At 73.7% G+C, this 14604-nt stretch carries 13 protein-coding genes; 8 read left to right on the top strand and 5 right to left on the bottom strand.

The window, feature by feature from the left end; translation table 11 throughout:
• Nucleotides 1-25 precede the first annotated feature (25 nt).
• Nucleotides 26-262, top strand: coding sequence for a hypothetical protein (locus ACH4FH_RS28260; protein ID WP_398558741.1), 237 nt, complete (start codon nt 26-28; stop codon nt 260-262).
• Between the two features lie 99 nt (nt 263-361).
• Here the strand turns inward: ACH4FH_RS28260 and ACH4FH_RS28255 are convergent, their stop codons facing one another.
• From ACH4FH_RS28255 to ACH4FH_RS28245, 3 genes are all read right to left on the bottom strand, one after another.
• A complete protein-coding gene (locus tag ACH4FH_RS28255) occupies nt 362-1621 on the bottom strand; it encodes an MFS transporter (RefSeq protein ID WP_398558803.1) in 1260 nt (419 codons plus the stop codon).
• Between the two features lie 180 nt (nt 1622-1801).
• The gene (locus tag ACH4FH_RS28250; protein ID WP_398558740.1) at nt 1802-2437 is read right to left on the bottom strand and encodes a hypothetical protein; all 636 of its coding nucleotides are present in this window, start codon (nt 2435-2437) and stop codon (nt 1802-1804) included.
• Between the two features lie 188 nt (nt 2438-2625).
• Entirely contained in the window at nt 2626-3585 is a 960-nt protein-coding gene (locus tag ACH4FH_RS28245) for a dihydrodipicolinate synthase family protein (protein ID WP_398558739.1), read from the bottom strand.
• Nucleotides 3586-3968: 383 nt separating this feature from the next.
• Between ACH4FH_RS28245 and ACH4FH_RS28240 the strand changes: the two genes are divergently transcribed.
• From ACH4FH_RS28240 to ACH4FH_RS28215, 6 genes are all read left to right on the top strand, one after another.
• Nucleotides 3969-5060: an exo-alpha-sialidase gene (locus tag ACH4FH_RS28240; RefSeq protein WP_398558738.1), complete on the top strand. Its 1092-nt coding sequence runs from the start codon at nt 3969-3971 to the stop codon at nt 5058-5060.
• Nucleotides 5057-6391 (top strand): ABC transporter substrate-binding protein, encoded by a 1335-nt coding sequence (locus ACH4FH_RS28235; protein WP_398558737.1) that lies wholly within the window; start codon nt 5057-5059, stop codon nt 6389-6391. Before ACH4FH_RS28240 ends, ACH4FH_RS28235 begins: the two co-directional genes overlap by 4 nt.
• Entirely contained in the window at nt 6388-7395 is a 1008-nt protein-coding gene (locus tag ACH4FH_RS28230) for a carbohydrate ABC transporter permease (RefSeq protein WP_398558736.1), read from the top strand. Before ACH4FH_RS28235 ends, ACH4FH_RS28230 begins: the two co-directional genes overlap by 4 nt.
• Nucleotides 7392-8237 (top strand): carbohydrate ABC transporter permease, encoded by an 846-nt coding sequence (locus ACH4FH_RS28225; protein ID WP_398558735.1) that lies wholly within the window; start codon nt 7392-7394, stop codon nt 8235-8237. The genes ACH4FH_RS28230 and ACH4FH_RS28225 overlap by 4 nt, the downstream gene beginning before the upstream one ends.
• A 13-nt stretch (nt 8238-8250) precedes the next feature.
• Nucleotides 8251-8991: an NADPH-dependent F420 reductase gene (gene npdG, locus ACH4FH_RS28220; RefSeq protein ID WP_398558734.1), complete on the top strand. Its 741-nt coding sequence runs from the start codon at nt 8251-8253 to the stop codon at nt 8989-8991.
• A 120-nt stretch (nt 8992-9111) separates the two neighbouring features.
• Nucleotides 9112-9339 (top strand): hypothetical protein, encoded by a 228-nt coding sequence (locus tag ACH4FH_RS28215; protein WP_398558733.1) that lies wholly within the window; start codon nt 9112-9114, stop codon nt 9337-9339.
• A 32-nt stretch (nt 9340-9371) separates the two neighbouring features.
• Here ACH4FH_RS28215 and ACH4FH_RS28210 read toward each other — a convergent pair whose 3' ends face one another.
• Complete coding sequence (locus ACH4FH_RS28210; RefSeq protein ID WP_398558732.1) at nt 9372-10178, bottom strand: site-2 protease family protein; 807 nt, start codon at nt 10176-10178, stop codon at nt 9372-9374.
• 166 nt (nt 10179-10344) lie between these two features.
• Between ACH4FH_RS28210 and ACH4FH_RS28205 the strand changes: the two genes are divergently transcribed.
• Nucleotides 10345-13941, top strand: a complete 3597-nt coding sequence (locus ACH4FH_RS28205) for an AfsR/SARP family transcriptional regulator (protein ID WP_398558731.1) — start codon at nt 10345-10347, stop codon at nt 13939-13941.
• 73 nt (nt 13942-14014) lie between these two features.
• Here ACH4FH_RS28205 and ACH4FH_RS28200 read toward each other — a convergent pair whose 3' ends face one another.
• Complete coding sequence (locus tag ACH4FH_RS28200; RefSeq protein WP_398558730.1) at nt 14015-14434, bottom strand: sporulation protein; 420 nt, start codon at nt 14432-14434, stop codon at nt 14015-14017.
• Nucleotides 14435-14604: the final 170 nt, after the last annotated feature.

Below are 14604 nucleotides of genomic sequence, written 5' to 3'. Positions count from 1 at the left end.
CGGGAGTTACCCAGAGGAGGCGGCAATGGCGCTGTTCAAGAGGCGTACGGTCGGCAAAACCGGCGAGTGGTACTACTGCCTCAAGCACGGAACGGTCGAGGAGGGCCCCGAATGCCGGGCCGCCGACCGCTTCGGGCCCTACGAGAGCCGCGAGGAGGCCGCGCACGCCATGGAGACGGCGCGGGAACGCAACCTGGAGTGGGAGAACGACCCCAAGTGGCATGACAAGACCAAGGGCGCCGAGGGGGACGGGACCCCCTAGGTCCCCGGGCCCAGGGGGCGGCGGCATCCGCCGAGCCCCCGCCCGGCCCCACGGCCCCTGGCCCGTACTGCCCCGCCCCCGCCCCCCGGTCCTCCGGTGTCAGGACGGCGCCGGGTCCGGATCGGGGTCCTGGGCTCCGGCCCGCGCGGGGGCGCCGTCCCCGGCCGCCCGGCGCTCACGCATCCGCCGCGCGTGCACATCGGTCCTGGCGTCGTACGCCATCAGCGTCGGCAGGGCGAGCGCCAGCAGCCCGACGGCCACGAAGCACAGCACACCGCCCGCCCAGACCGACGTCCGTACGGTCGTCAGGGCCGCCATCCCGCCGACCCGGACCTGGCCCAGCTGCGGGCCCACGGAGTACGACAGCAGCTCGATGCCCGCCAGCCGGCCCCGTAGTTCGTCGGGGATCGTCTGGTTCCACATCGCCGAGCGGAAGATGCCGCTGATCATGTCGAAGGAGCCGGCCAGCACCAGGAACAGCAGCACCAGCCGGACGTCGTGCATCTGCCCGGCGGCGGTGATCGCCAGCCCCCACCCCGCGGCCGCCAACGCGACCGCCCGGCCCTGCCGCTGGACGCGCGACGTCCAGCCGCTGGTCAGGCTCACCAGGAGGGACCCCGCGGGCAGCGCCGCGTACATCAGCCCGAGGGCCCACGGGGCGTCCAGGTCGTCCGCGAGGAACGGGAAGATCGCGAGCGGGAAGGCGAACACCATCGCCGTGAGATCGACGGCGTAGGTGCCCAGCAGTTCCTTGCGGCTCCAGGCGTAGCGCGCGCCCTCGGCGATCCCGCGCAGCGACGGTTTCCTGGCGTCGTGCGAGGCGGGCGACGGCCGCAGCCTCAGTCCGAGCAGCACCGACGCCGCGTACGTCACCACATCGATCCCGTATGCCCAGCGCACCCCGGCGTAGGCGACCAGCCCGCCCGCCAGCGCCGGTCCCGCGATGGCGCCGACCTGCCGGCGGAGCGCGTTGAGGGCGGCGGCCGCGGCGAGCTGGTCGGGCGCGACGATGCGGGGCACGATCGCGTCCAGCGCCGGCCGCTGCAGTCCGGTCAGCGCGCTGGACGCCGCGGTGATCACGTAGAGCGGCCACACCATCGGGTCCGCCAGCAGGCTGTTGAGCAGCAGCAGGACCGCCAGTGCGCCGAGCGCGATCTCGGTCCGGACGATGAGCAGGCGACGGTCCACGGAGTCGGCGAGCGCGCCGCCGTAGAGTCCGCAGACGGTGAGCGGGACGATCTCGACGGCGCCCAGCGCCCCGACCGCGAGCGTGGAGCCGGTCAGCTCCTTGAGCTGCAACGGCACCGCGACGAAGGTCAGGAAACTGCCGAAGACCGTGATCGCGCCCGCCCACCACATCAGCCGGAAGTCGCGCGAGGAGCGCCACGGCGCCAGGTCGGGCAGCAGGGCGGCCGCGCGGCGGCGGGACGGTGGGGGAGGAGCCGAGGTCACGACGCACCATCGTCCGCGCGGGTGCCGGGCGGCGCAAAGGATTTTGCGGCGGGCGGACGTGCGGGCCGGGGCGTCGGCCCCGGGCGCTCACCAGCGTGGTGGCGGGGGCGAGGTCAGCTCCTCGGCGAGCCGGGTGAGCCGGTCGCGGAAGCGGCGGTGCCGGCGTGGCGCGGGCACCCCGTTCTCCCCGGCGGCCGCGCTCACCAGATGCTGGAGGGTGTCGAGGTCGAGGTCCTGCGTCCCCTCGGCGTCCGTGCCGTCACCGGTCGCGGCCGGGGGTGCGGCGAGGGCGTCATGGGCGAGGGCGTGCAGATCGCGGTCGCCGGAGTCCAGGGCGAGCACCGTCGCGCCGTTGCGCCGGGCGTCGTGCACCCGCTCCAGCAGTTCGGCCCCCGGCTGCTCCGGGGTGACCACCAGCAGTGTCTCGCCGCGTCCCGCCGCCTCCAGCCGGCCCAGCCCCACCGACAGGTGGGCCGGCTGTCCGCCGGTGACGCGGTGCCTGACGAGCGTCGGTGACAGCTCCGGCAGGCCCGACCAGGCGGCCTCGTCGTCCAGATGGGCGGCCAGGTGCCAGGGCTCGTACGCGGCGCTGCCGACCAGCAGCAATCCGCCGCCGTGCGGCGCGACGGAGGCGCGCAGCGACCCCGCGAAGTGGCGGGTGGCCTGGACCCACTCGGTTCCGGCGAGGACCTCGCGCAGCAGGGCGACGCGTACGGCATCCATGGCCCGGCATCCTGCCCCAACCGGCTGCCCCACAGGGGGAGTTTCCAGCGTTGTCACCCGTACGGGACTTGGCCGGCGGCACCTGAGCGGTGACCGGGGCAACCGTGCGGCACGCGCCGGAGCGCGAAGCGGGGGCGGTGCGGGCCCCGCGACGCGGGCGGCCTGAGACACCCGCGTGCCCGCCCGCGTCACCGCACCGGTGGCAGACCGGCGGCGGTGAGCCTGCGCGCGACCTCGGCGACGGACCGCTCGCTCAGCGGGAGCTGCGGGAAGGCGGTGTCCCCCCGCTCGATCACGCCGAGGAGCCGAAGTGCCGCCTTGAAGGCACCCAGCGCCGAGGAACTGCGGCCCATCTCCGACTCCGGAGCGGCCTCGACCATGGCGAACAGGGCGACCAGTCGCTCCTGTTCGGTGGCGGCCCGCTCCCAGTCGCCGGCCCGCGCGGCGTCGTAGAGCCGCACGTAGCCCGCCGGGTCGACATTGCCGATGCCCGGGACGACGCCGTCGGCGCCCGCCAACAGCGCCGCGTCCACGGTCAGTTCGGAACCGGTGAGGACAGCGAAGCCGGGCGCCGGGCCGGTGCGGCGGCCGGTGCGGCCACCGAGGGCGACGATCAGGCGGCGCAGCGCGCCCTCGTCCCCGCTGCTGTCCTTGACCCCGGCGAGCGTGCCGTCCGCGGCGAGTTCGCGCACCAGCTCGGTGGACAGCTTGCTGTGCACCGCGACGGGAATGTCGTAGGCGAACAGCGGCAGGTCCACCGTCGCGCGGATGTGGCGGAAGTGCGCGGCGATCTCCCGTGGGTGGGTGCGGGTGTAGAACGGCGCGGTGACCACCAGGGCGTCGGCGCCCAGGGCCGCGGCGGTGCCGGCCTGGGCCACGGCCCGCGACGTGGTGGTGTCGATGGCCCCGGCGAGCACCGGCACCCGGCCGGCGGCGGCCTTCACCACGGTCTCCAGCGCGAGGGCGCGCCGGGCATCGGTGAGGTAGGCGACCTCGCTGGTGGAGCCGAGGGCGAACAGCCCGTGCACCCCGCCGTCCAGGAGGTGATGCACCAGACGGGTCAGGGAGGCGGTGTCCACCTCGCCCCGGGCGTCGAGCGGGGTGCAGACCGGCGGGATGACGCCGTGCAGCGGTGCGGGCAGTGGCATGGGCGCTCCAGCGGCCGTGCGGCGGCCGGGCGGGAAGCCACCGCGAGACGTGGGACATGGGATGTCCGGTGTCGACGCCACATTAGACGCGGGCGCGGTCCGCCGGTCAACGGTGCACCGCTTCGGCGGCGGTACGTCACCGGTCCGGGGGCACGTCACCCGTTCGGCGCCACATCCTCGGGTCGGGCGGCCCGGCACCGCTCCATGCGTACGGCGCGCTCCTCGCGCAAGCCCCTCGGACACCGGGTCTTCATCCCGATGAGAGCCGCCGTTCACCGGCCCGAAAGCGGGCCATGTCGGGTGTCTTGACGGCCAGTTGGGCGCTCTCTATGGTCACGAAACAGGACAAGGGACGTCCTACGTCCGGCCGTTGGGGGTGACCCGTGGCGTACGAGAGTTCAGTGCCGTACCGGGCCGGGACCGAGGGGTATGCGAGCTTCCGCATCCCGGCCGCCGTGCGGGCCCGCTCCGGGGCCGTCCTCGCCTTCGCGGAGGGGCGGGTCTCCTCGGCCGCCGACTCCGGCGACATCGACATCGTCCTCAAACGCTCCGCCGACGGCGGCCGCACCTGGGGCCCGCTCCAGGTCGTCGCCCGCAACGGCGGCGGCACCGCGGGCAATCCGGCGCCCCTGGTCCTGGCCGGTGGGCGGGTGCTGCTGCTCCAGGTCCGCAACGCCGCCGATGCCACCGAGGACCGCATCCGCCGCGGGCAGGTCCCCGCGGCCGACGGTCGCCGTGTGTGGCTCCAGCACAGCGACGACGACGGCATGAGCTGGAGCGCGCCCCGTGACCTCACCGACATGGCCAAGCGGCCGGAATGGCGGTGGTACGCCACCGGGCCCGGCCATGCGGTGCGGCTGCGCCGGGGCCCGTACGCCGGCCGGTTGGTGGTTCCCGCCAATCACTCCAACCCGCCCCTGGACCCCGCCCACACCGGTACCGAACCCCGCTACAACGGCGGCCACGCGCTGCTCAGCGACGACGACGGCGCCACCTGGAGGATCGGCTACACCGACAGTGACAGCCACCCCTCCGTCGCCCCCAACGAGACCACCGCGGCCGAACTCCCCGACGGCAGCCTCTATCTGAACACCCGCAACCAGTCCGGCGCGGCCTGGCGCCGCGCCGATGCCGTGTCCGCCGACGGCGGCGAACACCTCCGTACGCCGTTCCGGCCGCAGGCGGGTCTCACCGGGCCGGTCGTCCACGGCAGCGTGCTGTACCTCGCCGAGCGCGACGAACTGCTCTACTGCGGGCCCGCCGAGCCGGACGCCCGCGCCCTGATGACCGTCCGCGCCAGCCGGGACCGCGGCCTGACCTGGCGGACCGCGCACACCGTCTCCGGTCTCCCCGCCGCGTACTGCGACCTCGTCCCTCTCGACCACACGACCGTCGGGCTGCTCCACGAGACCGGCGACTTCAGCGCCTACTCGACGATCACCTTCCGCCGCATTCCCGTGGAGGAGCCTGCATGACCAGCAACGACATGCACCGCAGAACGGTCCTGGGCGGGGCTGCCGCTGCCGCCGCCGGGTTCGCGCTCGCCGGCTGCGGCGACAGCGGGGGCGGCGACGGCGACGCGCCCCGGGAGCGCAAGAAGGGCCAGAAGATCACCCTGACCTTCTGGTCCTGGGTCCCGGGCATCGACAAGCCCGTGGACCTGTGGAACCGCGAGAACCCCGAGGTCCAGGTCGCGGTGGAGAAGGTGTCCGCGGTCAACGGCCAGCAGTACGCGAAGATGCACGCCGCCATCAAGGCGGGCAACCCGCCGGACCTGGGGCAGATCGAATACCCCGTCGTCCCCAGCTTTCTGCTCGACGACGGGCTGCTGGACCTCGGCCCGCTCGGCGTAGCCCGCCACAAGAGCCGGTTCTCCGGCTGGCAGTGGCAGCAGTCCGTCTTCGGCAAGGGCGTCTACGCCATCCCCCAGGCATCCGGGCCGATGGGCCTGTTCGTCCGCCAGGACCTGTTCGACAAGTGGGACGTGCCGGTCCCGAAGACCTGGGACGACTACGAGACGGCGGCCGGGGCCATCCGCAGGAAGGGCGCCTGGATCGAGACGTTCGCCCCCACCAACGGCAACCGCTTCGCCGGCCTGGCCTGGCAGGCGGGCGCCAAGTGGTACGCCACCGACGGCGACACCTGGATCGTGCACCTCGACGACGAACCCACCCGGAAGGTCGCCGACTACTGGGAGGCGCTGGTCCGGCGAAAGCTCGTCAAGACCATCCCGGACCGGCAGAACGCCTGGTACAAGGACGTGCAGACCGGAGCCATCCCCGCGTGGATCGGCGCGAGTTGGGGCGACGCGCTGCTGGCCGGCAACGCGCCGGGCACCAAGGGCGCCTGGCGGGCCGCGCCGCTCCCGCAGTGGCGGGCCGGTGACGACACGCACGCCAACTGGGGCGGCTCCACGACCGCCGTCTTCGCGAAGTCGCGGTACCCCAAGGACGCCCTCGACTTCGCCGTCTGGCTCAACACCGCCCCCGAGTCCATCGCGCTGCTGATCGACGGCGGCTACGGCTTCCCCAGCGCCAAGAAGGGCTACACCACCGCCGATCTCGACGTCCACAAGGAGTTCTTCGGCGGCCAGAACTACAGCAAGGTCTTCGCGGACGCGGGCGCACACGTCGACACCAGCTGGCGGTGGGGGCCCGGCGTGGACACCCTCTACCAGCGGCTCGGCGACGCCTTCACCGACGCGCTCGCCGAAGGGGGCTCCTTCCGCGCCGTACTGAAGAAGGTCCAGGGCCAGACCGTCTCCGACCTCAAGGGCAAGGGCCTGAAGGTGGAGAGCGGCGGATGAGCGGGTCCGACCGGGACACCCTGAGCCGGGCGGACACCGGCCCGCCGGCCCCGCGCGAGGCGGGCGCCCGCCCTCCCCACCGGCCCGCCCGCCGGCGCCCGCGCCGCCGCACCGAGGCCCGCAACGCCCGTGTGGCCGCCGGGTTCGTGCTGCCCTTCCTGGCCCTCTTCGCCCTCTGCTTCGTCGCGCCCATCGTCTACGCCGTCCACCAGAGCCTGTACCGCACCGAGCGGACCGGGCCGCTCGGCCTGGGCCGGGAACGCGAGGTGTTCACCGGCCTCGATCACTACGCCCACGCCCTGGCCGACGACCGTTTCCTCGCCGGCTTCGGCCGGGTGCTGCTCTTCGGCGCCGTGCAGATCCCGTTGATGATCGTCCTCGCCACCGTGCTGGCCCTGCTCCTGGAGAGCGCCGGCGCCCGCGGCGTCACCTTCTTCCGCAGCGCGTTCTTCCTGCCGTACGGCGTGCCCGGAGTGATCGCCTCGATCCTGTGGGGCTTCCTCTACGTGCCCGGCATCAGCCCGCTGGTCGAGATCGCCCGATCCGCCGGCTGGGACGTCGACTTCCTCTCCTCCGGCACCGTCCTGTGGTCCATCGCCAACATCGTCACCTGGCAGTTCACCGGCTACAACATGCTGGTCCTGATCGCCCAGCTCAAGGCCGTGCCCACGGAGCTGTACGAGGCCGCGCGGATCGACGGCGCCAACGCCTGGCAGGTCGCCCGGCACATCAAGATCCCGCTGATCCGGCCCGCGCTCGTCCTGACCGGTGTCTTCAGCATCATCGGCACCCTCCAGCTGTTCGCCGAACCGATGGTGCTGCGGCCCCTCGCCTCCGCCATCGACTCCGGCTTCACGCCCAACCTGCACGCCTACAGCGAGGCGTTCGTCGGCAACAACCAGCATGTGGCGGCGGCCGAGGCGGTGCTGCTCGCGCTCGTGGCGTGCGCACTGTCCTTCGGCTTCCTGCGGCTGGCCGGCGGGCGCGCCAAGGAGCGGCGATGACGCGCACCCCGCTGCGCTACCGCATCCTCACCACCTCGCTGCTGACCGTCGCGGCGCTCTACTTCCTGATGCCGGTCTACTGGCTGATCGTCTCGGCCACCAAGAGCAGCGCCGACCTCTTCGGCACCTTCGGCTTCTGGTTCGCCGACCCGCACCCCGTCGACCACCTCCTCGACGTGCTGACCTACGACGACGGCATCTACACCCGCTGGTTCGCCAACTCCCTGCTGTACGCCGGGATCGGCGCGGTCTGCGCGACCCTGCTGTCCGCCGCGGCCGGCTACGCGCTGGCCAAATTCCCCTTCCCCGGCCGGGAAGCGATCTTCAACGTGGTGCTCGCCGGCGTCCTCATCCCCGGCACCGCGCTCGCCCTGCCGCTCTACTTCCTGTTCAGCGGCATGGGCCTGTCCAACACCTACTGGGCGGTGCTGATCCCGAGCGTGGTCAGCCCGTTCGGCGTCTACCTGTGCCGGATCTACGCCACCGCGGCGGTGCCCGACGCGCTCCTGGAAGCGGCCAGGCTCGACGGCGCGGGCGAGGCACGGATCTTCGCCGGTCTCGGGCTGCGGCTGATGACGCCGGCGCTGGTCACCGTCTTCCTGTTCCAGTTCGTGCACATCTGGAACAACTTCTTCCTGCCGCTGGTGATGCTCTCCGACTCCGACCTCTACCCGATCCAGCTGGGCCTGACGTCGTGGACCGGCTACGCCGACCGCCAACCGGTGCTCTACCAGTACACGGTGGGCGGCGCGTTCCTGTCCGTGGTGCCGCTGATGGTGCTGATGACGGTGCTCCAGCGCTACTGGCGTACGGGGCTCACCGACGGCGGTGTGAAGGCGTGACAGGATCGCTGTCATGACTACTCCAGACGATGCCCAGTCCCCGAACGCCGCCACCCGCGCGAAGGCCGCCCTCAAGCGCGACCCCTGGGACCTCCCGGACGTCTCCGGCCTCGTGGTCGGCGTCCTCGGCGGCACCGGTGACCAGGGCCGCGGCCTGGCATACCGGTTCGCCAAGGCCGGCCAGAAGGTGATCATCGGCTCCCGGGCCGCCGAGCGCGCGCAGGCCGCGGCGGCGGACCCCCAGCTGAGCAGCCTGGGTGTCGAGGGCGCGGACAACGCCGAATGCGCCCGGCGCAGCGATGTCGTGATCGTGGCGGTGCCCTGGGACGGTCACGCCAAGACCCTGGAGTCCCTCCGCGAGGAGCTGACCGGCAAGCTCGTCGTCGACTGCGTCAACCCGCTCGGCTTCGACAGGAAGGGCGCCTTCGCGATCAAGCCCGAGGAGGGCAGCGCAGCCGAGCAGGCCGCGGCCCTGCTCCCGGAGTCGCGGGTGACCGCCGCCTTCCACCACCTGTCCGCGGTGCTGCTCCAGGACCCGGAGATCGCGGAGATCGACACCGATGTGATGGTGCTGGGCGAGGCCCGCGCGGACACCGACGTCGTGCAGGCGCTGGCCGCCCGTATCCCCGGGATGCGCGGCGTCTTCGCGGGCCGGCTGCGCAACGCCCACCAGGTCGAGTCGCTGGTCGCCAACCTGATCTCGGTCAACCGCCGCTACAAGGCGCACGCGGGCCTGCGCGTCACGGACGTCTGAGCCGGGAGCGCTCCGGGAAAAGCCCCGCGGCGGCCACCGCCGTCCGGCCCCGCGCGGGGCACGCACGGGCATGGGGGACACTGGGGAGGACCGCACCACTCCCGACAGGAGCCGACCCCCATGCCCTCCGCGCCCTCGACCCGCCCGGTCCCGCGACTCGCCCTCTGGGCCGTCGTCCTGTGCGTCCTCGCCGTCGCCGCGGCCGTCGTCTCCTTCGTCCAGGGCAGCTGGCTCGGGGTCGTCTGGATCCTGATGGCCGGCATCTCCAGCAACATGGCGTGGTTCTACTTCCGCAGGGCCAAGCTGGAGCGCGCGGCCCGCGCGGAACAGCCCGCAACCTCCGCCTGAGACGCGGGCGGGGGCGCCGCGCGCCCCTGCGCTCAGCCGAGGCCGCTGACCGGGGGGATCTCCGGCTCGCCCTGCCAGAAGCGGAAGAATTCCAGGCCCCAGTAGCTGTCCCAGTCGGTCACGCCCAGGGCGCGCAGGACGGCGTGGACCAGGTCGAAGAACACGTTGTTGATCTCCGGTACCCACAGGAGCCCGAAGACCGCGAGAAGCCCGAACGGCGCGAACGGCTCCACCTGGCGCCGCAGCTTGTGGGAGAGCCAGGGCTCGATCACGCCGTAGCCGTCCAGGCCCGGGACCGGCACGAAGTTCAAGATCGCCGCGGTTACCTGGAGCAGGGCCAGGAACGCGAGTGCGTAGCGGAAGGGGTCCGGGACGCCGTCGAGCTGATTCAGCCAGAACGGGGCGGAGACCGCGGCCGCGAAAAGGATGTTCGTCAGGGGGCCGGCCGCCGAGATCAGGCTGTGTCGCCAGCGCCCCCGGATCCGGCCGTGCTCGATGAACACCGCACCGCCCGGCAGGCCGATCCCGCCCATGATCACGAAGATCACCGGCAGCACGATGCTCAGCAGCGCGTGGGTGTACTTCAAGGGGTTCAGCGTCAGATAGCCCTTGGCGCCCACCGAGATGTCGCCGCTGTGCAGCGCGGTGCGGGCGTGCGCGTATTCGTGCAGGCAGAGCGACACCACCCAGCCGGACACCACGAACAGGAAGACGGCGAAGCCGGTGCTCGCCGCGAGCTGCTGGCTCCAGACGGCCCATCCCGACACCGCCATCACGGCGACGAGCGACAGGAAGACCGGGCTGACGCGGCGGTCGGCGCGCTCGATTGCAGTGGTCATGGGGCAAAAGCTCCTGGGGTTCTCGGGGTGGACAGCCATGACCGTATCCGCGCGGTGGCGACCGGCGCATCGTTCCTCTTCGGCCAACTCCCGTGGAAAACGAAGCGCGGTACCTGCCGAGTTCCGGGCAAGGTGGACCTCAGGCCGATTTCCGGGGGCGGTGGCCATGTACGGGGTTTCTCAGGGACGTAAAGGGTGTGAGCGCAGCGTGAGCGGCGCGGCGGTGAACGACAATGGCTCGGTGCGCTACGGAATTCTCGGCACCACCCAGGCCGGCCGGGCCGACGGCACCCCCGTCGCCCTCGGCGGCGCACGCCTGCGCGCCCTGCTCGCCGCCCTCGCGCTGCGGCCGGGGCGGGCGCTGACCACGAGCGTCCTGATCGCCGACGTCTGGGGCATGGACCCGCCCGCCGACGCGGCCGGCGCGTTGCAGGCCCTGATCGGCAGGCTCCGCCGTGTCCTCGGTCACGCCGCGGTCGTCTCGGTCGACGGCGGCTACCGCCTGTGCGCCGAGCCTGAGGCCGTGGACCTGCACCGTTTCGAACGGCTCGCGGCGGAGGGCGGCCGGGCCCTGGCCGCCGACCCGGCCCGTGCCGCCGCCCTCCTCGACGAGGCGCTCGCGCTCTGGCGCGGCCCGGCCCTCGCCGACCTCCCCGACGCGAGCGTCGAGGCGTCTCGCGCCGAGAGCCGCCGGCTCGACGCCCGGCGCACCCGGCTCGCCGCCGACCTGGCCCTCGGCCGGGCCGGCCACGCCCTGCCCACCCTCGCCGCCCTGTGCCAGGACCATCCACTGGACGAGCCGCTCCAGGCCCTGCGGCTGCGCGCCTTGCGTGACGCGGGCCGCACCGCCGAGGCGCTGGCCGCCTACGAGGACATACGCAGCGACCTCGCCGGCCGCCTGGGCGCCGACCCCGGCCCGGAGCTGCGCGCCCTGCACGCCGAGCTGCTGGGACCGCCGCCGGGCCGTCGGAACGCTCCGAGGCAGGCCGTGACAGGCGCCCCGGGGAACGGCGCCGGGGCGGGCGCGGACGCACCGGGCCGGACGGGCACCCCCGCCCACCTGTCCGCGTACGACCCCGCCGCATACGACCCGGCCGCGCACAACGCCACCGCGCACAACGCCACCGCGTACGACCCGGTCGCGGATCCGGCAGGCCCGGACCCGGCCGCCGCCGGCGCGCCCCGCCCGACTCGCCCCATCAGCCCCCGCGCCCCCTTCCGCCCCGGCAACCTCCGGGCCCGGCCGACCTCCTTCGTCGGCCGGGAAGCCGACCTCGCCGCGATCCGCGCCGACCTCGCCGCACACCGGCTGGTGACCCTGCTGGGTCCCGGCGGGGCGGGGAAGACCCGGCTGTCGCAGGAGGGCGCGGAAGCCGCCGCGGCCGTCGCCCCGGACGCCTGGCCGCACGGCGTATGGCTCGCCGAGCTCGCGCCGGTGGACGATCCGCAGACCGTGGCGGAAGCGGTGCTCACCGCCCTCGGTGCCCGGGAGACCGTCGTCCGCGGCACCACTGCCGAGGGCCTGCGGGCCGCCACCGACCCGACCGCCCTGGATCCGCTCGCCCGGCTCGCCGAGCACTGCGCCGGCCGCCGGATGCTGCTGGTGCTCGACAACTGCGAGCACGTGATCGGGGCCGCCGCGGCCCTCGCCGAGCGGCTGCTCGCCGAATGCCCCGGCGTGACGGTGCTGGCGACGAGCCGCGAGCCGCTGGCCGTACCGGGCGAGGTGCTGCGGCCCGTCGAACCGCTGCCCGACCCGGTCGCGCTGCGCCTGCTCGCCGACCGCGGGGCCGCCGCCCGCCCCGGCTTCCGCGTCGACGACGACCCGGCGGCCTGCGCCGAGATCTGCCGACGGCTGGACGGCCTGCCGCTCGCCGTCGAACTCGCCGCGGCGCGCCTGAGGATGCTCTCCCCGCGGCAGCTGGCCGACCGGCTGGACGACCGTTTCCGGCTGCTGACGAGCGGCAGCCGCACCCTGCTGCCCCGGCAGCAGACGCTGCGCGCGGTGGTGGACTGGTCCTGGGACCTGACCGACGAGTCCGAGCGCGCCGTGCTGCGCCGGCTGTCCGTCTTCGCCGGTGGCTGCGACCTGGCCGCCGCGGAGGAGGTCTGCGCGGGTGGCGGCGTCGACGCCCGCGATGTGGCGTCGCTGCTCGGCTCGCTGATCGACAAGTCGCTGGTGGTGGCGACGCCCGCGCAAGGGGGGCAGATGCGCTACCGGCTGCTGGAGACCGTCGGGGAGTACGCAGGCGAGCGGCTGGACGAGGCGGGGGAGCGGGCCGGCGCCGAACGGCGTCACCTCATCGCCTACCGCGAACTGGCCCGCACCACGGACCCGTTGCTGCGCGGCCCCCGCCAGGGTCCCTGCATGGAGCGGCTGGAGCTGGAGCACGACAACCTGCGGACGGCGCTGCGCCGTGCCGTCGCCGCCGGCGACGAGCAGGAGGCGCTGTGCCTGGTGCTGTCCCTGCAGTGGTTCTGGTTCCTGCGCGACCATCGCAGCGACGCATACGCCTGGGCGACGGCGGTCGCCGCGCTGGGCCCCAACCCGTTCGCGGCGCCCGCCGCCCCCGCTCCCGATCTGCCCGAGCGGCCGATCGACAAGCCGCCGCCGATGGACCCCGAACACCTCCAGGAAGCCCGCCGCGAGGTCCGGTTGGTCGTCCTCGCCAGCTCCGACAGCGATATCGAGAGGCTGCGGGAGCCCAGGATGAAGGAGGAGCTGGCGGGCATCCTCGCCACCTACCGCGGCGGGATGCCGCAGACCTGCAAGGTGCCGGGCGTCATGTGGCACTACGCGGTGCTGATCAACGGGCAGTACGACCAGCTGACGCATCTGGTCGACACCACCGTGGACGCCTGCCGCGACCTCGGCTACGACTGGGAGCTCGCCTTCGTCCTGCAACTGCGCTCCAAGGTCCTCAACGACCACCCCGGCGGACTGGAGACGGCGACCGCGGACGCCGACGAGGCCCTGCGGATCTTCCTGCGGATCGGTGACGCGTGGGGCGCGGCCGAGGCGCTCTCGGGCCGTGGCGAGGCCCGTGAGAGGCGGGGCGAGTACGCGCTCGCCGCGCAGGACTACCGCGCCGCGATGGTCCACGCCGAGGAGCTGGGGGCGCACGGCCAGACCCTGCTGCTGCGCACCCGGCTGGGCGCCGTGCTGATCGAGGAAGGCCAGGAAGAGGTCGGCGAGCGGATGCTGCGCGAGGTACTGGAGCTGGCCGAGGGCCGGCACAGCGGACGCGACACCGTCCCCTTCGCGCGGATGACGCTCGCCATGCGGCTGGGGATGTCGGGGCGTACCGCGGAGGCGCGCGGTGAACTGCGCGCGGTGCGCGAGCTGCTGGGCCCGAAGGCCCCCGACCTGTTCGTCGGGATCCTGGAAGCCGCGTTGCTCTCGCTGGACATCGACGACGGGCGGACCGGCGAGGCGCTGCTGCCGGAGTTCCGGTCGGCCATGGAACTGGTGCAGGACTCGCTGACGAAGATCGTCGCGCCGGAGCTCCCGGTGATCCAACTCCTCACCGCGGCACGCGTGTTGATGGCCGCGCGGGGCGAGCGTGGAGGGGCGGACGCGGCCCGGCTGCTGGGTGCGTACGACGCCCTGCGGGCGCGTTCGCACGTCCAGACGAGGAGCGTGCGCGTGGACCGGGCCCGCACCGAGGCCACGGCGCGGACGCTGCTGGGCGACGCGGGGTATGCCCGCGCGTACGCCGAGGGGGGCGGCCTCTCCTTGGAAGAGGCCACCGCCCTCATCTGACGCGCGCCGACGGGGAGCGAGCCGCGCCGGCCCAGGAGCGGACGCAGCTTCCGGCCACCCGGCGGCCGCCTGCTCACCCGAGGCGGCGCTCGGCAAGGCGGCGTGCGAGTCGCGGGAGGGCAGCGCCTGCCAGGAGAGCGGCGAGCGGTACGACGGCAGCCGGCCAGGGGTTCCGGAGCGGTTTGTCGGTGGCGGTGCCGTTCTTGATCTGGAGGAAGCCGCGGGGCCGGGCCCTGACTCCGCCGTCTGCTCCGCATTCGCCGGTCGTGGCTGCTGCGGCCTCGCGTCCCGCACCACCGCCGACGCTGAAGCCGACCTCGGCGACCGGGGTGACGGTGACGCCCGCGCTGGTGACGGGCCGGCCGTGGACGGCTGCCACCGAGGCCCGGTCGCGGATTTCGCCGGCCGGACGCTTCAGCTGGGCCGCGGCGGTGTGGTCGGCGGTCGGGTTCGCCGGAGTGACGGGCCTGGCCGTGTGGTCCGGGGCGGTCATCGGGTGCCTCCTGGGTCGGTGCTCACGGTGGAACCGAGGACGGCGAAGCCTGCCGAACCGCCGGCCGGCGGACGTCGGCAACGGCCGGTAGCGGTCGAGGGCCAGGCCGTGCCTTTCGGATCACCCCGGGGTCGCCGGACTGATCCAAAAGACACGGCCTGCGCGACAAG

Origin of the sequence: Streptomyces sp. NPDC017993 (genome assembly GCF_044328065.1) — a bacterium.
GTDB lineage: Bacteria > Actinomycetota > Actinomycetes > Streptomycetales > Streptomycetaceae > Streptomyces.
Note: the sequence above shows the minus strand (reverse complement) of the source record. Positions and strands in the feature narration are given on the sequence as shown.